Origin of the sequence: Bradyrhizobium sp. CIAT3101 (genome assembly GCF_029714945.1) — a bacterium.
Taxonomy (GTDB): domain Bacteria; phylum Pseudomonadota; class Alphaproteobacteria; order Rhizobiales; family Xanthobacteraceae; genus Bradyrhizobium.
Genome location: NZ_CP121634.1, coordinates 5,821,228 through 5,839,170 on the forward strand (window position 1 = coordinate 5,821,228; position 17,943 = coordinate 5,839,170).

The 17,943-nt window shown below is 62.9% G+C and carries 14 protein-coding genes; 10 read left to right on the forward strand and 4 right to left on the reverse strand.

Annotated elements, in window-relative coordinates:
- The first annotated feature begins 502 nt into the window (after nt 1-502).
- The 7 genes from QA645_RS27610 (at nt 503) to QA645_RS27640 (ending at nt 9,955) form a co-directional block, all read left to right on the forward strand.
- Nucleotides 503-1,594: a glycosyltransferase gene (locus QA645_RS27610; RefSeq protein WP_283044647.1), complete on the forward strand. Its 1,092-nt coding sequence runs from the start codon at nt 503-505 to the stop codon at nt 1,592-1,594.
- 111 nt (nt 1,595-1,705) lie between these two features.
- The gene (locus tag QA645_RS27615; RefSeq protein ID WP_283044648.1) at nt 1,706-2,551 is read left to right on the forward strand and encodes a hypothetical protein; all 846 of its coding nucleotides are present in this window, start codon (nt 1,706-1,708) and stop codon (nt 2,549-2,551) included.
- 101 nt (nt 2,552-2,652) lie between these two features.
- The gene (locus QA645_RS27620; protein ID WP_283044649.1) at nt 2,653-4,059 is read left to right on the forward strand and encodes an O-antigen ligase family protein; all 1,407 of its coding nucleotides are present in this window, start codon (nt 2,653-2,655) and stop codon (nt 4,057-4,059) included.
- A gap of 42 nt (nt 4,060-4,101) precedes the next feature.
- A complete protein-coding gene (locus QA645_RS27625) occupies nt 4,102-6,075 on the forward strand; it encodes a Wzz/FepE/Etk N-terminal domain-containing protein (protein WP_283053367.1) in 1,974 nt (657 codons plus the stop codon).
- The gene (locus QA645_RS27630; protein WP_283044650.1) at nt 6,072-7,604 is read left to right on the forward strand and encodes a hypothetical protein; all 1,533 of its coding nucleotides are present in this window, start codon (nt 6,072-6,074) and stop codon (nt 7,602-7,604) included. The genes QA645_RS27625 and QA645_RS27630 overlap by 4 nt, the downstream gene beginning before the upstream one ends.
- Before the next feature lie 52 nt (nt 7,605-7,656).
- On the forward strand, nt 7,657-8,481 hold the full coding sequence (locus tag QA645_RS27635; protein WP_283044651.1) for an AAA family ATPase: 825 nt from the start codon (nt 7,657-7,659) through the stop codon (nt 8,479-8,481).
- A gap of 103 nt (nt 8,482-8,584) precedes the next feature.
- Nucleotides 8,585-9,955, forward strand: a complete 1,371-nt coding sequence (locus QA645_RS27640; protein WP_283044652.1) for an oligosaccharide flippase family protein — start codon at nt 8,585-8,587, stop codon at nt 9,953-9,955.
- 47 nt (nt 9,956-10,002) lie between these two features.
- On the opposite strand, the gene QA645_RS27645 is transcribed toward QA645_RS27640, so the two are convergent.
- Both QA645_RS27645 and QA645_RS27650 read right to left on the reverse strand, forming a co-directional pair.
- Nucleotides 10,003-10,464 carry a DsrE family protein gene (locus QA645_RS27645; protein ID WP_309144851.1) on the reverse strand — a complete coding sequence of 154 codons (462 nt, stop codon included), beginning with the start codon at nt 10,462-10,464 and terminating at the stop codon, nt 10,003-10,005.
- 305 nt (nt 10,465-10,769) lie between these two features.
- Entirely contained in the window at nt 10,770-11,111 is a 342-nt protein-coding gene (locus QA645_RS27650; protein WP_283044653.1) for a hypothetical protein, read from the reverse strand.
- 105 nt (nt 11,112-11,216) lie between these two features.
- Here QA645_RS27650 and QA645_RS27655 point away from each other — a divergent pair, with 105 nt between their 5' ends.
- The 3 genes from QA645_RS27655 to QA645_RS27665 all read left to right on the forward strand — a co-directional run bounded on the left by QA645_RS27655 (nt 11,217) and on the right by QA645_RS27665 (nt 14,425).
- The gene (locus QA645_RS27655; RefSeq protein WP_283044654.1) at nt 11,217-12,749 is read left to right on the forward strand and encodes a hypothetical protein; all 1,533 of its coding nucleotides are present in this window, start codon (nt 11,217-11,219) and stop codon (nt 12,747-12,749) included.
- Nucleotides 12,750-12,791: 42 nt separating this feature from the next.
- Nucleotides 12,792-13,811 carry a TAXI family TRAP transporter solute-binding subunit gene (locus QA645_RS27660; protein ID WP_283044655.1) on the forward strand — a complete coding sequence of 340 codons (1,020 nt, stop codon included), beginning with the start codon at nt 12,792-12,794 and terminating at the stop codon, nt 13,809-13,811.
- Between the two features lie 110 nt (nt 13,812-13,921).
- Nucleotides 13,922-14,425, forward strand: coding sequence for a type VI secretion system-associated protein TagO (locus tag QA645_RS27665; RefSeq protein WP_254193015.1), 504 nt, complete (start codon nt 13,922-13,924; stop codon nt 14,423-14,425).
- A gap of 59 nt (nt 14,426-14,484) precedes the next feature.
- Here the strand turns inward: QA645_RS27665 and QA645_RS27670 are convergent, their stop codons facing one another.
- The gene (locus tag QA645_RS27670; RefSeq protein WP_283044656.1) at nt 14,485-15,729 is read right to left on the reverse strand and encodes an HlyD family type I secretion periplasmic adaptor subunit; all 1,245 of its coding nucleotides are present in this window, start codon (nt 15,727-15,729) and stop codon (nt 14,485-14,487) included.
- 260 nt (nt 15,730-15,989) lie between these two features.
- A complete protein-coding gene (locus tag QA645_RS27675) occupies nt 15,990-17,810 on the reverse strand; it encodes a type I secretion system permease/ATPase (protein ID WP_283044657.1) in 1,821 nt (606 codons plus the stop codon).
- Between the last annotated feature and the right edge of the window lie 133 nt (nt 17,811-17,943).

Consider the following 17,943-nt stretch of genomic DNA (forward strand, 5'->3'; position numbering starts at 1 on the left):
TCCCGAGAGCACGCCACCGTGACAACGAATCCCTGCTCAAAGTCCCCGCATCGCAAATCGCAACGAACCGCAGCGGATCGCGCGCGGCCGTGTGATTACCCCTTTATTCGAATAGGCTCTCGCATACGCCGTTGATAGGAGTGGATCACTGACAACTCTCTAGGTTGCAACGTGAAAACGGCGCTTCCCTGCGGATGTCGGAGCTCTCGATCGGGCGTCGTTCGATCGAGGGATGGGCAGCAGCACACCGCTCAAGAGAGCTGCGACCCAGCGGATGATGAGGTTCTCAGTTGGCGACAGGCTGGCGGGCTTTGCCAAGACGCCACCGATGTCGAGTACAGGAGCTGGATGTATGTTGAGACCACGGCTGGACAGCGAGACCATGCACAGTCCTCACGTCCTCAATGACGAACCAAATGGACTCTGGAGCGACCAGCACGATCCGCTACAGCCACATCTTCTTTACATCGGAGGCGAAGATCATCACCTTCGGATTCCCGCTATGTGCGCGTTGCGCGATCACGGCTTCCGCATCACCGCGGTCGGAAGCGGCGACCCCGCGCCCTTTGTACACGCGGGCATCCGCTATCGGGGGTTCAAGTTCGACCGGTTCGTGAACCCGCGCGCCGACCTGGCGTCGATCAAGAGCCTTGCGAAGATCCTGGTCGAGGAACAGCCTGATCTGGCGCAAAGCTTCGACACCAAGCCATCGATCTACCTGCCTCTGGCTGCGCGAAGCGCTCCCGGCGTATTGGCTGTTCGCACGATCAACGGACGTGCTTTCCTCTACTCGTCGCGATCTCCCCTCGCCCTGACGCTGCGTCCCGTGTATCGCGCGCTCCATAAGCTCGCGGCTCGCACGACCGCGGCCACAGTGTTTGAAATCAGCGATGATCGCGCGTTTTTCGAGCGTCACGGGATCGCGGGAAAGATGCCGGTTCTGATCCGGGGCGCCGGTGTCGATGTCGAGGGTTTCGATCGCGCGCTGATGTCAGGACCTTCGCCGGCCCAGCTCCGCGAGGAACTTGGGCTTGGCGACGCCGAAATCGTGATGACCGTGACGCGGATGACGAGGCAGAAGGGTATTCCGGCGCTGCTCGAAGCGGCCGCGCGGGTGCACGAGGTCCGTCCCAATGTGCGCTTCCTGCTCGTCGGGCCGCGCGAGTCCGAAGGTCCGCTCGCCATTTCGCAAGCCGAGATCGATCGGCATGCCCCCTATGTGAAGGCGATCGGATCAAGATCGGATATCCCGGCTTTGCTCAGGCTCGCGGATGTATTCGCGTTTCCGACCGAATACCGCGAGGGCGTGCCGCGCGTTCTCCTCGAGGCGGCACTCGCCGGCGCCCCCATCGTGACCACGACCATGCCGGGCTGCGCTGAGGTCATTCGCGACGGCTGGAATGGTTTTCTGGCACCGCCCGGCGCGCCGCCGGTATTGGCCGCAAAGATCCTCTATCTGCTCGAGAATCGAGAGAAGGGGCGCGCGATGGCCGATCGTGCCGGCAGGCATGTCAGGCAGGAATTCTCACTGGCGACCGTCGTCGCTGATCATGCGGCTCTCTACAGGACGTTGATTGACCGTGCGCGCCATTAACCCACTCAGCAACGAGAGGCTCGGATCGACAACCGAGGATGCGACATGCGGCGTCCTGTAAGGACATTTGCACGTGCTCCATATGTAGCATGGTTTGTGGTGGCATGTTTTATGGCCACCGGTGCGTTACTCCTGCAGGGTCTGGCCTTCGACGCGCCGACGCGCGCGAGCTCCAGGGCAGCGCTGCATTTCGCCTCCAACGGTAACTTCGACCCCGCTGGTAACTACGTTCCCGCCGTCGCCGGCTTCAATCTGGCCGACGTCAGCAGCCCGGCGCAATTGGACTCTCTGCCTGACGGCGTCAGGGGCCTCGTGTGGATCGGCCAATGCAACGGCGCAGACGCGAAATTCATGGACGCAGTCAGCCCCTACATCGGCAATGAAAAACTGTTCGGCTTCTATTTGATGGACGACCCGGATCCGACCGGGAAGCATTTTTCGCTCTGCACGGCTGACAATCTCAAGGCCGAGTCGGACTGGATACATGCCAACGTGCCGGGCGCGAAGACATTCATCCTTCTCATGACGATGACATCGTCGCGAACACCGTCCTTCAAGGACACCTACAACCCCGCCAATTCGCATGTCGATCTGTTCGGGATCGATCCCTATCCGTGCCGGACCGAGTTGAACGGCTGCGACTATCATCAGATCGATCGCTATGTCGCTGCAGCCGAAGCCGCTGGAATCCCTCGCGACAACATGGTCCCGGTGTACCAGACCTTTGGCGGCGGCCGCTGGATCGATGACGGCGGCGGCCGATACGTGCTGCCAAGCGCAAGTCAGATGCACCAGATATTCCTGCGCTGGGACGCGCTCATACCGGCCCCCGTCTTCGACTTCGCCTATAGCTGGGGATCGCAGAACGGAGATTCAGCCCTCGCGGGGTCGCAGGAGCTGCAGGCGGTGTTCTTGCGCCGCAATCAAAACTCAATCGCTCTGAACCGGACGAATTGAAGGCTGGCCATGGAGAGGGGTCGACCGCGCGGTAATCGGAAAGCATGTCGATGGCGCGGCACTTGCTCGCGCCTCGGTGCGCGAAAGACGGACACGGGCAGATGATCCTGGACACCTTGTTCGCATTCGGGCTGCTGCTGACACCCGCTTCCCAATTGCGGGTCGCGGGCCTGCCGGTCGGGCCGGGCGAACTCTGTCTGATCATCTGGGTGACCCTGATACTCGGCCGCGAAGCGGCGCGCGCCAACCTCGTGCTGACGCCGGCTCTGTCGCGGCTCCTGATGTTCTGGTCGCTGTTCACCCTTGCGCAGAGCCTCGGGACGCTGACGGCGAAGCTCATCGGCGACGAGCACGACCCCGTGTGGTTCATGCACGATGTCATGGCCTATCCCCTGTTGGCCGCCATCAGCTGCCTGACCGTGATCGGGCCGCACCCCGAGGCCCGGCTGCGTCGCATCACCTGGCTTCTGTGTGGACTCGGCACGCCGGTCATTCTCGCACAACTGGCCGACGCCTGGGGCTTCTACAATCTTCCTTCGGTCGATCCGATGTGGTGGGATCAATTCCGAGGCTGGTCGTCAAATCCGCATCAACTTGCAGTCCTCTGCATGGTGCTTGGATTTCTATCGATCCATCTCGCCGAAACGTCCACCACGCGTGGTACACGGATCGGCGCTCTCGCCTGCGCCATCATCCCCGTCTACACGGGCCGGATCACCGGGAGCGATTCTTTTACGCTCATTTTCGTGCTGGCCGGACCGCTGCTCCTGGCGTTCAAGTGCCGAACCTGGCTGTTCGCGCGAGCACGGCAGATCAGCTTCCGTTCGGCGTTCGCCTGGGTGGTTGTGCTGGCCTTGCCCGGCATCGTGATTTCGATGGCACCGCTGGCCTATTCGATTGCAGTCGAAGCCGGCGACCTCGCCAAGTCGATGGCGCGCGACAACCCCGAGCAAACCAAGGAGAAGACGGAACTAAGATTTGCGCTCTGGAGCCAGGCCATCAAGCGCGGGATCCAATCCGGCATGCTCGGCCTTGGCCCTGGTCCGCATCTCGAAATTCCGACATCAATCGTCTCGGCGAGGAAGCTGGATACGGTCCATCCCGAGTTTGTCGAACACCCCAAGCCCTCGTTCGTGCCGAACTTCGAGGCGCACAACACGATGCTCGACCTGTTTACCCAGGGCGGGCTCCTGGTCGTGTTGAGCTTCGTCTGGCTCCTGGTAACCGCTTTCAGGTGCGCCTATGCGACCGGTGAAGCAGGCTTGCCGACATTGCTGTGCGGCCTCTGCATCTACGCCATCGCCACCTTCCTGCTTCGACATCCCATCTTCTGGTTTGTGATCGCCGTTTGCCTGGTGGCAAAGCCGATGCCGGTGCAGCAGCAGCGACCGATCGCCAGAGGCAACGCATTGCGCGGCCATGCTCGCCTCGCGAACGCTTGGGGCCGCTCTCTTCCACGCCCGCGACCCGCATACGGCGCGAGCCAACTGGGCTCGAGACCGAGCTGATCGCGAGGATGGACCGATGGCAGGGAGGTACGGATGCAATTGATGGACAAGACGGGTCTCATCGCCGACAGCATACCATTAAGGCCTGACTACGAAGGCCCGCGGCAGGACGACCAGGCCACGACCGCATCCGAACCCGGCTTCCAGCAGGTGATCGGGACCCTGCGCCGGCGGCGCAAGTTCATCCTCACCATCGCAGGCGTGGGAGCGATGCTGGCCGGCATCGCCGGCGTGCTCATCACGCCCAAATACACGGCGACCGCGCAGGTCGTCCAGGTTCAAGGCGGCACGCCCCTCAGTCCCGAGGCACTGCAGCAGGCCGTCGATACTCAGGTGACCATGCTGACGTCCCCCTATCACCTGCGCCACGTTCTCGACAGCTTTCGGAGCGATCCAAAGTTTCACGGGTTGGCATCCAGCGTCGAAGTGGACCCGGCTGTCGCGCCAAAACCCGCTCAGGCCGAGAGCAGCGAGGCTGGTCCATTCGGCCTGAAGGAGCTCAAGCGACGGCTCGGTATCTGGATTGGACCGCTGTTCCATCACAGGCGCGCCGATGCAGGCCTGCAGTTCGACGATCTCCAGCGTCGCCTTCAGGTTCTTCAGGAACGCCGCTCACGCATCATCAACGTCACCTTCCAGTGGACGACCCCCGAGAGGGCTGCCGACATCGTCAACCGGATCGTCGAACTCTACGTTCAGAGCAACGCCGAGCAGCAACGGGCCTACACCCGCGGCGAACTCGCCCGGCTCGACGAACGAATGGCGACGGTCAAGGCCGACATCGAGCGGACCAGTGCAGCCCTGCACCAGGCCATCCAGCGGCGCACCGACGCGGGCCGCAATGCCGGCGGCGAAGACCAGGCGCCTGGCGCCGACCCGCGCGAACTCGAACGCCGAACCGCCGCCAGCGCACAGCTTTACGCAAGTCTTCTCCAGCGCCAGAAGGAGATTCGCGAACAGGAAGAGCTCGTCAACCCGGACGTCAGCATCCTCTCGCTCGCCTCTCCGCCATCGCGACCGAGCTCGCCGAATCCGATCCTGTTCGTGCTCCCGGCCCTGATCGTCTCGCTCATCTGCGGGAGCTTCATCGCCCTCATCCAGGAGCGGCTCGACAAGACGCTGCGCAGCGAGAAGGAAATCGCCGACGCGTTCGGCCTCTCCTGCGTCGGTCTGGTCCCGCAAATACCCACGAACCACCTCACTGACTCCGGAGATTATATTCGGGTCAAGCCATTCTCGCCGTACGCGGAAGCACTCCGGTCCGCGGCCGCAACCTTACGTCTGGCTGAGCCCGGCCATGCGAAAACGATCCTGATCACCTCCAGCATCGCCGGCGAAGGCAAGACCACGCTCGCCCGGGGCCTGTCGGCCTATGTCGGCCTGCTTGGGCGCCGTGCGCTCCTGATCGGCATCGACCTTCACAGAGGCATGCGCGTGACCGAATTCGACAACGCTGGCGAGCGCCAAATCGTCGGTCTGCAGCACCGATCGCTGGCGGACTCGATCCGGCACATTCCCCAGGCCGGCTTCGACTACGTCCGGATACCCGGCTATCGGCTTGACCCAATAGGCGCCGTCGAACAGATCGCCGAACTCATTCGCCAACTGCGCGACCGCTACGATTGCGTGATCATCGATGGTCCGCCCGTGCTTGCGGCCATTGAGGCCCGATTGCTCCCCTCGATCGCCGACAAGCTTCTCTTCGTCGTCAAATGGGGAAGCACGAGACGGGAGGTCGCTCAGAATGCGCTGGATCTCCTTCGCGGCGGCGGGCGCTTCGGCAACGATCGCGGTGACTTTGCAGCGGCCATCGCGACACAGGTCGATCTCAAGAAGCATGCGCAATACGGCTATGGCGATGCGAGCGAATTTTCCGTCGGCGCTGCGGAGGCGCCTCGCGCCGGCCTGCGTCAACGCCTCCTCGCGATCGCCTCTTTTCCATTTCGGTGGGTGCAGGAGATCGGGATTCAAGCGCTGCACCTTGCCAGATCGTTCGCGGGGAAAGGGCACGAATGATGAGACAGGATGCCCTGCACAGAACAGACCCGACCGGTGGCCCGGCCACCGACAGCGCCACCCTGCAGTTGATTCTCACTGTGTTGCACGACTTTGATCGGCACGACATCACCTACGTCTACTGGAAGAGCAGCAATCGAATTCACCGCAGCCTGACCGGCGACGGCGATCTCGATCTGCTCGTCGCAAAACGGGATCAGCATCGCGCTCAGGCCATCCTCCTCGAGCGCGGTCTCAAGCTCTTTCCCGACGTCGCCTACCGCAACCATCCGTCGGTCATGAGCTATCTCGGCCATGATGAACCGAGCGGCCGGATCGTGCATGTTCATCTGCACGTTCGACTGGTCGCCGGCGCCAGCCTGCTCAAGAACTACCACCTGCCGTGGGAAGAGGCCCTCGCAAAGCGAGCGATTGCTCATCCGGAGCTGCCGATCCGCATCCTGGAGCCCGTGGACGAGGCATTGCTGCTGATCGTGCGAGGCTGCCTCGAACTGCGGCGAACGGATCCTGTCGTGCTCCGCAACTGGCAGGCAATGACGCGCAAATTTGAACTTGACCGCGCGGACCTCGCAAGCCGAATTCCTCGCGCGGCGCTCAGAAGGCGCGCGGCCGAGCTTCTGGGCGGCGATCTGGCCGACATGGTCGCCGATGCTCTTTATTGCCAGCCGGCGCTGGAACATCAGCGTCATCTGCGGCGGCGTATCCGAAAGCACTTCGCGCCGCACCGGACCTACAACGATCTCGAGGCAGGCCTGCGGAGCGCGACGCGCGCCACACACCTCGTCGCCGGGTACCTGAACAAGCGCTTTCTCTGGGCGCCGCGGCCTTGGAGCCGACGCGCTCCGGGTGGTGGGCACGTCGTGGCCGTCATCGGCGTCGACGGCAGTGGGAAATCGACCATTGTCGCGACACTTCGGCAGTGGCTCGGCGAGGAAATGGACGTCGTTCCGATCTATTTCGGTACCGGAGCAGGACGCCCTTCCCTCATACTGTGGCCGCTCAAGCTGATGGTCCCCCTGATCACGCCGTTGTTCAAGACCAAGCCGAAAGGCTCATCGCATGGCAAGATCTCGGATCGACCACCGAGCCGCGTGTACAGCGCTCTCATGGCGATCTGGGCGACGGCCACGGCCATCGAAAAGCGGTCCAAGCTGTCGGCCGCGCATCGCGGGGCCCGCCGGGGACTTGTCGTGGTCACGGATCGATATCCCCAGAACGAGATCGCCGGCTTCAACGAAGGTCCGCTGATGCCGCGTCTGGTCGGGATTCCGTCCTGGCTGCGCCGATTTGAAGCCAAAGCCTATTCGCTAGCCGAGCGCCTTCCGCCGGATATCGTGATCAAGCTGGTGGTTCCGCCGGAGGTTTGCGCCAGACGCGAACCCGACATGGATCCTGCGGTGATCACGCAGCGTATCGCGGCTATCCCGCGACTGGCGTTTTCCGGCGCGCGCGTCGTCTCGATCGACGCCCAACAGCCTTTAGCCGATGTCATTCGCGCGGTGAAGAAGGAGGTATGGCGGATCCTCTAGGGCAAACGACGGAACGGTTCAATTCAATCATTTCATTTGTCTGAGTTCGGATATGATCATCGAGTTTTTCGGTCCTCCAGGTGCCGGCAAGACCACTCTTGCACGTACTCTTGCGGCACGTCTGCGCGAGCGCGACTACACCGTGGACCTCGTGCTCAGCCATCGGCCGGCTGAGCGCGCATCAAGCGAGACCGTCACACCATCGACGGCCCTTCGAACGATATCCTTCACGACGCGGCGCCTGACGCGTCCGCTGGCGGAGCTGGTTTCCATGATGTTCCGGCCGCGGGGGATTTCACGCGATCTCGGGACGGCGTTGAATCTGATCAGGATACTTCCGCCATCCAACACGCTTTCTTCGCTCAGACTGCTGCAATACATGTCCAGGCTGTCGCATGCCTGGTTTCGCAGGTCCACCATTGCGCACATCGTCCTGTTCGATCAGGCATTCGTCCAGGCGATCTGCTCTCTGGCACTGCTTTGCGGCATTGCCGACGAAGCACTGATCTCGTATGCGCTCGATTTTGTCCCCGAACCGGACATCCTGGTCCGCCTCGACGCACCCACCAAGCTGCTCGAGGAGCGGCTTCGCGACCGGCATCGTCTCGGGGGACCGTTCGAACAGATGCTCGAACTGGACGTGGAAACCAGCCTCAGCTCGCGCAGCATCGTCGACGTCCTGCACGAGGTGCTGTGCAGGAAAGGCAGGAACGTCGTGAGCATCTCGTCGCTCGATCGATCGTCTCTCGCCGCGGCCGTCGAGCAGCTGGAACGGCAGATTGTGGTCATCGCCGAGCAACAGAAGCGCTCCACGGTCAAACCAGCGGTTCTCGAAGCGAACATCTCGGACCACTCCCTGTTGAAGCACTTTCCTTAAGTCGTTTTTAGACCTGGATTTCAGAGCATTCAGTAAGCCAGTACTGCAAGGACAGAAAATGGAAATGCATGATCGGAGCGCTGGCCACGCGCGGATCAGACGAGTGGTAATCGGAGGAGCTGCAGCATTCTCAGTCTATGTTGCCAGTGCCGGCGTAACCGCCAGCGCGCAACTCCTGATCGCCAGGATCGTCGGCGCCCACACCTACGGCGTCTACGCCTATGTCATCGCGTGGATAACCATCCTCGCATATTTCTGCGCGCTCGGTTTCGATATCGCACTGTTGCGCTTCGTGTCCGCGTATCAGACCATGGGAGCGAGCGGCCTTGCACGAGGCGTCATCCAATACGCGGAGCGGCGTTCGCTTGGCATAAGCCTTCTGGTCGCACTCATCGGGGCATGCATTATCGAGATCTGGCCCAGGCCGTTCTCGACGGAGTTGACGAACACCTTTCTGGTCGGCTTCGTTCTCATTCCCCTTCTGGCGCTGTTATGGATACGCTGCTCGATCGTCCGCGCTTTCGGCGGCGTCGTTCCGGCACTTATACCCGACCGCGTGATGCGGGACGGATTGCTTGTGATCATTGTCGTCGTGGCCGGTCTTTTCTTCGGATCGCGCATGCAGGCACAGGGGATCATGATGGCAAGCGTCGCCGGCGCCGTCGTCGGGCTCGTGCTCGCCAGCCGAGCCGTTCGGAGATTGTGTCCGGACGCAATCAGCGCGGCGGAGCCGCAATATGCCCCCGCAACCTGGCGGCAGACTGCCATCCCGTTCATGATCATCGCCGGTGCAGAAGCTCTCCTCAACCGCGCCGGCGTGGTGCTGCTCGGATGGTTCGGGGAAACCAGGGAGGCCGGAATATACAGCCTGGTCTTCAATATCGCATTCCTGGTGGCATTGCCCCGCACTGCGATCAACACGCTGTTCGCACCGACCATTTCGAGCCTCTTCACAAAGAACGATCGGGTGACCTTGCAGGCACTCGTGACCAAGGCCGCTTTATGGACCCTCTGTACCTCGGTGGCCATCGCGCTCGGGTTGGCGATCGTGGCCGAGCCACTTCTGGCGTGGTTCGGCAGGGATTTTGTGGCCGGCGCATCCGCCCTGCGCATCCTGCTCCTGGGTCAGGTGGTCGCAGCCGCCTTCGGATCCCTACTGCTCCTCATGACGATGACCGAGCACGAATGGGGGGCTGCCGTTCTGCTGACCCTGAGTGCCGCCTTCAACATCCTCGCCAGCATCGCATTCATCTATTGGCTTGGATTGACCGGCGCTGCGATCGCGAGCTCAGCCGCGCTGATCATCTGGCACATCGCCATGGCCTTCTTCACCTTCCGGCATCTGCGGCTGCTGCCTGGGTTCCTTGGGCTATTCGCGTCGAACCGCAAGGAAGAGGCTCCGGCCAAGGACGAGGCTCCGGCGCGGCCGGATGTTCGCGTCAAGCCGGAGGTTCGCGTCAAAGCGTCCGTCTGAGATCTCATGCCTGCCGGCGCTCGGCGCCGGCGCGCATACCGCCCGTTTCAGGGGCGCAGGTAGCTCCAGCCCTGCTCCTGCAGTTCCATCAACCGGACCACGCCGGATTTGGTGACCTTCGCCTGCGAAATGAGAGGGATATCCTTCGCTTCAGTCTTCGCCATATTTTCCTTGGTGTTTCCGCATGCCGAGAACGCGACTTCGGGCATGGTCTCGCTCATGGACTTGATGCGTGCCTTCACCGGCGAGGTATCGTCTCGCAGCATGTGCAACCCTGGTCCGAACGCCACCAGTTCGACCTCGACCTTCTGGCCGATTTCGGAATAGTGCTGAACCGTGTTGCTGACGTTGTTCAACGCGAGGTTCATGATCGCCGGATCATTGACGTCGACCTGAACGACAAGCCGATGCGACTGCACACGCTTGTGACTGGCCATCATCTTGGCGTTGGCGTTGAGCCTTGGATTTACCGACGGAGATGAGGCTTGGCCTGCCTGGATCGCGTTCACCAGAAACGCGCCAGTGAAGGTCAGACTGGCGAAAACGATGACTGATCTGTTCATGCTGTCTTCCCCTGGTTTGTGCGGAACACGCGCAGCCTCGGCTGGTCCGTCCCAATCTGTTGCGCGAGGCTGCGCCGGTCAAGGAAAGCGCAGCGGCAGCGCAGACGATCTACTTTATTCCCGAAGCGACGCCCCGCTACCTCCTTGTGGCTACCTACCCTGCGACCTCGACAGGGGACCGACCAAGGCGATGTCATTGGTGTCGCTGTACGGCAAGGTGCCCAAAGCCAGTCTGAGCTGTTACGATGGGGTTACAGGCAATTGCGCACGAAACGACTGTCTCGCTGAGCGGGGGTCCCGGTTCTGTCCGGCAGGGCCGATCGCTCGGCGGCGCTCTTGCGCGAACAGCTGCGGCGACGACTTTCGTCCTGGCACTGCTTGTCGGGTTCGCACATGCCGGTTCGCGCGATGATATCGAGTTCGGCGTCCCGGCAGTTGAAGCCGAACGGATCAGGCAGCAACAGGCGCTCGAACAGGAGCGTGATCGGGCCGACAGGCTCGCACGTGAGCTGACGAGTGTCCGGGCAGAGCTTAGCGCCGCCCAGCGCGACCGTGAGCACGCCCTTGGTGCCATTGAGTTGGGGATCCGACAAACCCACGCTCTTGAGCTCGAACGGGACAAGGTCAGTAATCTCACGCGAGACCTCTCATTCCTCAGGGCAGAGCTCGAAGCGGCCCGGATCGCAGCTTCAAGGGCGATGCAGATCCCCTCCCTGGATCCCAAGCAAGAGCCGGTCGTCGAACCGCGAGCCGGGAAAGAGAGCAATGCAGCCGAACTTGCATCGCTCCGATCGGATCTCGACGTCGCGCGAAGCGCCGCGACGGAGGCCTCAACGGCCCTCGCCTCGGAGGTTGCACGGACGCAAGCGCTCGAAGTCGAGCTGAAGCAGCAACACGACGGATCCGAGGCTGCCGTCACCGAACTGATTTCGCTCAGGGCCGCGCTCGAAACCGCACGGACCGCAGCTACCGACTCTACCAAAGTCGCCGCCGCCGAGGCCACGCAGAAACAGGCTCTGGAGCAGGAGTTGAAGCTGCAACGCGACAGGGCTAATGCCGCCGCAAGCGAACTGGTCACCCTGCGGGCGGCGGCCAATACAGCTCGCGCCGAGACCTCTGACGTTGCGAAGGCGGCCGCGGCAAAGTCGGAGCGGGCTCTCGCCGCGGAAAACGAACTCGCGCAACAGCGAGATCGCGCAGACGCCGCCTCAAAGCAGCTCGGCTCCATCCAGGCCGAGTTGGATGCCGCGCGAGCCGCGTCCGTCAAGGCCAGTGCAGCCGAATCCGAGCAGAGGCAGGTGCTGGAACGTGAACTCGGGCAGCAGCGAGATAGGGCAGACACGCTAGCACGCGAAACGAAGTCGCTGACGAGCGAGCGCGACGACGCGCGTTTCGCCGCTCGGGAGGCCGCACTGGCCGCCGATGCTGCACTGGCCGCGAACAAGAAGGAACTGCTCAAAGAGCGGGCCAAGAGTGAGGGTCTCCTCCGTGAACTGGCCTCCGCTCGGAAGGAGGTCGAGGAACGTTCGGCTGGCCTGGTCGTCGCCTATGCCGAGATCCTCAGAGTTACTGAACTCAGCGCGACGACGGCGAAGCAGAACGATGCGCTCGCTGCTGAACACGAGCGCGCCGACGCTCTCGCGCGCGAGCTTGCGTCAACCAAGATCAGGCTTGAGCAGGCGATTGGAAAACGGACTTCAACAAATGCGTCCGCAAGCCCGCCGCCGGCACAGACCGAAAAGGGGCGTGTGGCCGATTCCGCTCCCAACACCGAGGCAAGGGGCCGCTCGCTCGAGCAGGATTCACCCCGGACTGTCGCCTCCAACCAGCAACGCTCTCCTGAATCGGCCCGATCGACACCGCAGGCACAGGCGGCGGATCGTATTCCCGCGGCGGATCCCAAGGTTGCCGCAGCGTCAGAGCGCTCCGTTCCGCTTCCGACGCCGGCGCCGTCCCGCACCCCTGCGGACGAACAGAAGCTGCTTGCACGGGCGAATGCGTTGCTGCGGCAGGCCGATATCAGCAGCGCCCGCCAGTTGCTCGAGCTGGCTCTGGCGCGCGGCAGCGCGCGGGCCGCCTTCATGCTCGCGGAGACCTATGATCCGCCGGTGCTGGAATCGTGGCGCGCACGCGGAGTGACCGGCGACCCGGCGAAGGCGCGCGACCTGTATCAAAAGGCCAAGGCTGGCGGCATTGATGATGCGGAGGAGCGGATCAAGGCGCTGAAGTAGCGTCGGATCAATCTCGAATGGCTAGATGACGGAGACAGACCTATGGCCATGATCAGGCTCGCGTCCACGATTGCAGCGGCGCTGCTCGGCTTGCAGATGACGGCGAACGCCCAGTCTACGAAACAGCCACCCGCTCCGCCGGCAGCGGCAAAGAACGCCGACGTCATCGCAAAGGAGCGCATCAATGCCTGGACCGTCGGGCTCGCAGGCGGCCTCATTGAAGGTGCTCCGCTTCGGCTTGCGGCGGAGATCGCCCGAGTCGTCAACGAGGAAGACAAGCTCCACGTCATCCCGATCGTGACGACCGGCGCGACGGAGAACGTCAATTCGCTGCTCTACCTGCGAGGCGTGGATGCGGCGATCATCAATACGGACGCCCTCGACGAATACAAGGCCCAGGTCCCGTCGATCGACCGGCGCATCGTTTACATTCTCAATCTCTTCCCGGCCGAACTGCACGTCTTTGTGCGTCCCGAGATCAAGTCGCTCGATGAGCTCAAGGGGAAGAAGGTCAATTTCAACACGCAAGGCACGGCGGCTGCCTATTCCGGTCCACTGATTTTCAGCCGGCTGGGGCTAAACGTCGAGAAGATGTTCATCCCCCATCAGGTCGCACTCCAGCAAATGAAGAGCGGAGAAATCGCGGCGGTCGTGTTCATCACGTCGAAGCCGATCGATGCCTTCCTGAAGGGGCGTTGGGAGCCCGGGTACAAATTCCTGCCTGTGGAGTACGATTCGCGGTTCGAGGACTACTACCTACCGTCTGCGATCAGCTCGGCGGACTATCCGAGCCTCGTGCCGCAGGGCGAACGCATCTCGACCATCGCGGTTCCGACCATTCTGGCGGGCTACAACTGGCCGAAACAATCCGATCGCTACGCGCGCATGGCCCGCTTCGTGGAGCAGTTGTTCGGCCGGCTCGACCGGCTGCAATCACCCGGCTTCGATCCGAAATGGAAGGACGTGAGCCTCCGCGCGGGCGTTCCCAGCCTCGCCCGCTTCGGCCCCGCGCAGGAATGGCTCGATCGCTCGCCGGGCGCAACGGTTGGACTGTCACGATGAGGCCCTTAAGTGCCGTAGCCTTGATGACACTCGCAAGTCTGAGCCCGCCGACCCTCGCACAGGCGGGCGATGCGACCGACCGATTGAAGGAATGTGCCCGATACCAAGGAATGGAACGGCTGAAATGCGTCGACGATCTGCTGGGAGAGGCAGAGCCGACCACTTCGGCACTACCGCGAGCGCGGGACTGGGTCATCAGCGAGACGACCTCCCCGGTGGACTACAAGCCGCAGATCTCGGCGCAGACGATGGGACGTCGGGCCGCGAAGGATGCGCCCTCCTCGATCGCGATCCGCTGTCGCGGCGGTCGGACCGAGCTGACAATACCCACCTCGCCATCCTGGAAGCAGCCTCCAGAGACCGAGGTGAAAGTCGTGCACCAGATCAACGACGAGCCAATCGTCGAAGAACGCTGGCGCGCGACGGAGGGAGGAAGAAGTCTGACTTATCAGGGGGACGCCGTTCGCCTGTTCCGAGCGATGCCGGAGGGCGGCAGGCTTCTGATCAGGGTCTACGCGGGAAAGCCGCTCCCATACGAAAACACGTTTGACCTCGTCGGCCTGGATTCGGTCCGACGCAAGCTCGCGACCGCCTGCAATTGGCCGGCATCGTGAGCAAGCGCTCCATCTGATCAGAGATCGGCCCCCTCTCCCAAGCTCCAGCCTCCTGCGCGCTAGTTCTCCCGCATGCCGCGACGTATCGCGTCCGTCATCGGTTGCGTGAGATAGGCCAGCACGGTGCGCTCCCCGGTTGCGATGAGCACGTCGGCCATCATGCCGGGCTTGAGCTTTTCCCTGATCGCCTCGGGGAATTTAGCCACCTCTACCGAGACCTTGACCTCGTAGTACGGTTGATGCGTCGCTTCATCGCGAACGGCATCGGCTGCGATCGAGAGGACCTCTCCCACGGCAATCGGGGTGGAGCGAGCCTTGAACGAAGGAAGCCGGATCTCCGTGGGCAGACCGACCTGCACATGGTTGATGTCGAGGGACGACACCCTCGCCGAAACCACGAGCACGTCGTTGTCGGGAACGACCTCCATCAGAACGTCGCCCGCCTTGACCACCGCTCCCACCGTGTGCACTTTCAAATTCACGATGCGTCCGGCGCGCGGCGCACGCACCTCCATTCGAGCCAGAACATCATCGGCGACCCGCAGCTTCTCGCGCGCATCGGCAAGTTGCGCCCTCGTCTCGGTCAGCTTGCCGGTCGCCTCCTCCAGAACCTTCTGTCCGACCTGCTCGATCTGCAACCGCGACTCGTCGATCACGCGTCCATAGCGGGCGATATCGGCCTCGTAAGCGCCGATCTTGCCGTCGAGCTCGGACTTGCTGCGCTCGAGCGTTGCGACGCGTGCGAAAGCAACGATCCCCTGATCGGCGAGCGGCTTGAGCTTGGCATATTCCTGGCTCACACTATCGTACTGCGCCCGTGTCGCCTTGCTTTGCGCATCGTTTCCCTGAATCTGCCGCTGCGCCTGCGCGACGCGCTCTTCAAGAATCGATATCTCGATTTTCCGCGCGGCACGGCGTTCGTCAAAGCGCCGCTTCTGGTCGCCCATCGCGCGTTGCGCAGCTGGGTCGGACGCATTCTGGGTGAGGTCGGCGGGAAACGCGATCTTGTCCCTTCCCGCGGCTTCAGCCTGCAGGCGTGCCTCCTCGCCGATCGCCGAATAAACGGCCGAGCGCGCAATCTCCTGTTTCGCCCGTTCCTGGGTTGAATCGAGCCGCAACAAGACCTGCCCTTCCGCGACGTGAGCGTCGCCGGTCACCATCAGGCTCTGCACGATGCCGCCCTCGAGGTGCTGCACCGCCTTCTTGTCGCTCTCGACGACCACCGACCCCGTGGCCACCACCGCACCATCGATCGAGGCCAGCGCGGCCCAACCGCCGAATACGGCGAACGTGAAGAACACCACGGCGAAGCCTCGTCGCGCTGGGGCATGCCAGTCGCCGCCAGGCGTGCCGCCTTGATCTCGCCGCGCGTACCAATTCGAAAAGGTCGAGCGCGCTGCCCTCGCAAGGGGAACAAGCCGCCTTGCCTGCGACCGCAAGCTGGCGATGCCGCTGCGCACGGCATCGCCCCTTTGGGGCTTGTCACTTCCGTTCAAGCGCTTCAGGAGCTCCGTGAATTCAATATGAAGACTTCTCTCTTTCAGCGACAGCATGTTGTCGTCCATCATTGCCTCGTCGCGTGCGCAGGCCTCGCCGAATTCGAGAGGTAAACGTTGCGGGGGGCGCCGTCGGCGCGATGATGAATTTCGGCCTGGTGGCGGCGATCGGCCGGCACTCGCGGTTCGCGATGCATCGGCGTGACGGCCTGCCCCAGCAGCGCAGGAAGAAGTTCGTCGCGTGTGCCGAACCGGCCAAGGCGACCCTCGTTCATGAAGACGATCTTGTCGACGAGGGCAAGCAGATTGGGGCGATGGTTGATGATCACGACGGTCACCCCCTGCTTCCGGAGCTCCTGGAGGGCATCGGCCAGCGCGCGGTCGCCGTCTCCGTCCAGATTGGCATTCGGCTCGTCGAGCACGACCAGCACCGGCTTGCCGAACAGCGCACGCGCCAATCCGATACGCTGTCGCTGGCCGCCCGAAAGACCCGCGCCATTGTCGCCAATGACGGTGTCATAACCCTTCGGAAGCCGCTGGATCATGGCGTGCGCGGATGCCAGTTGTGCAGCCTCGACAACCGCTTCGTCTGTCGCATCGTCACGGAACCGGGCGATATTGTCGCGAACGGTGCCGGCAAACAATTCGACGTCCTGCGGAAGATACCCGAGGCGCTGCCCGAGGAAATTGGCATCGAAATGCCTCGTGTCGTTGCCATCGATGCGCACGCAACCGCGAACGATGGGCCAGGCACCGACCAACGCTCGCGCCAGCGTCGATTTGCCGGAGCCGGACTGACCGACGACGGCAACAATTTCGCCGGGCGCCAGGCGGAACGACACATCTGCCACCGCAGGCATTTGCGATCCGGGTACGAGGACCGTCACGGCTTCGACCGAGACCTCACCGGCCAGCGCGGGCAGCCGGGTCGGCGGCCGCTCCGCGGCCCGGGTCCGGAGCGCGGCATCGAGCCGCGCATATGACGTCCGCGCGACAACGATGGCCTTCCACTGCGACACGGCGGCTTCCACCGGCGCGAGCGCGCGTCCCATGATGAGCGACGCCGCGAACAGAACGCCTCCCGAGATCTCCTGCTGGATCGCGAGATAGGCTCCCACGCCCATGATCGACACCTGAAGGGCCATCCGCAGGAATTTGGAAATCGCAAGGAGCGTGCCACCGCGCTCACCCGCACGGGCGCCGTCGAGAAGTGCCTCGCCATGCGTCGAGCTCCAGGCGATGCGCACGGCAGGCCCCATGCCAAGCGCCCGGATGGCCTCGGCGTTGCGGAGCGAGGACGTCAATCGGTCCAGCGCATGAAGATTTTTCGACGCGGCCGTAATGAGCGGCGCCTTGGTGGCGCGCTCGTTGAGGAAGGCCAGCAAAAGGATGATGACCGCACCGATCAGGGCAACGAGGCCGATCAGGGGATGGAGCAAGAAGCATATTGCCAGGAAAATCGGCGTCCACGGCACGTCCATGAGCGACGTAATCACGCCGCCCGACAAGACTTCCCGCAGGGTGTCCACGTCGCGAAGCAGCTGGACATGATGCGAGCTGCCCGTGGCCAGGGAATGCCCGAGCGCGGTCTCGAAGACCTCTCCCGAGAGAAGCTGGTCGAACCTGAGCCCGATCTGCACGAGGATCCGGCTGCGAAAATGTTCGAGCGTCGCGTAGCTGACGAAGAGCGCGAGCGCTATCAGCGAGAGCAGCAGGAGGGTCATTCCGTTCCGGCTGGTCAGCACGCGATCGTAGATTTGCATGGTGTAGAGCGGAGAGACGAACACCAGCAGGTTTATGAATATCGATAGTCCGCCGGCTGCGAGGAGGCCGGGACGTATCTGACGAAATCCCTCCGCGAGCGCGGAGCCCTTTGCCGAAGCGTACATATGCATATCCGGGCGGCCCTTGATCGGGCAGCGGCAAGCGGTTGAAATTTGCATGCGATCGAGCGCTAGCGCTCGCATTCCAACATTCCGCAGTGCGCAGAATGGCACCCCGACTCGCGACCTGTGCGGCCGC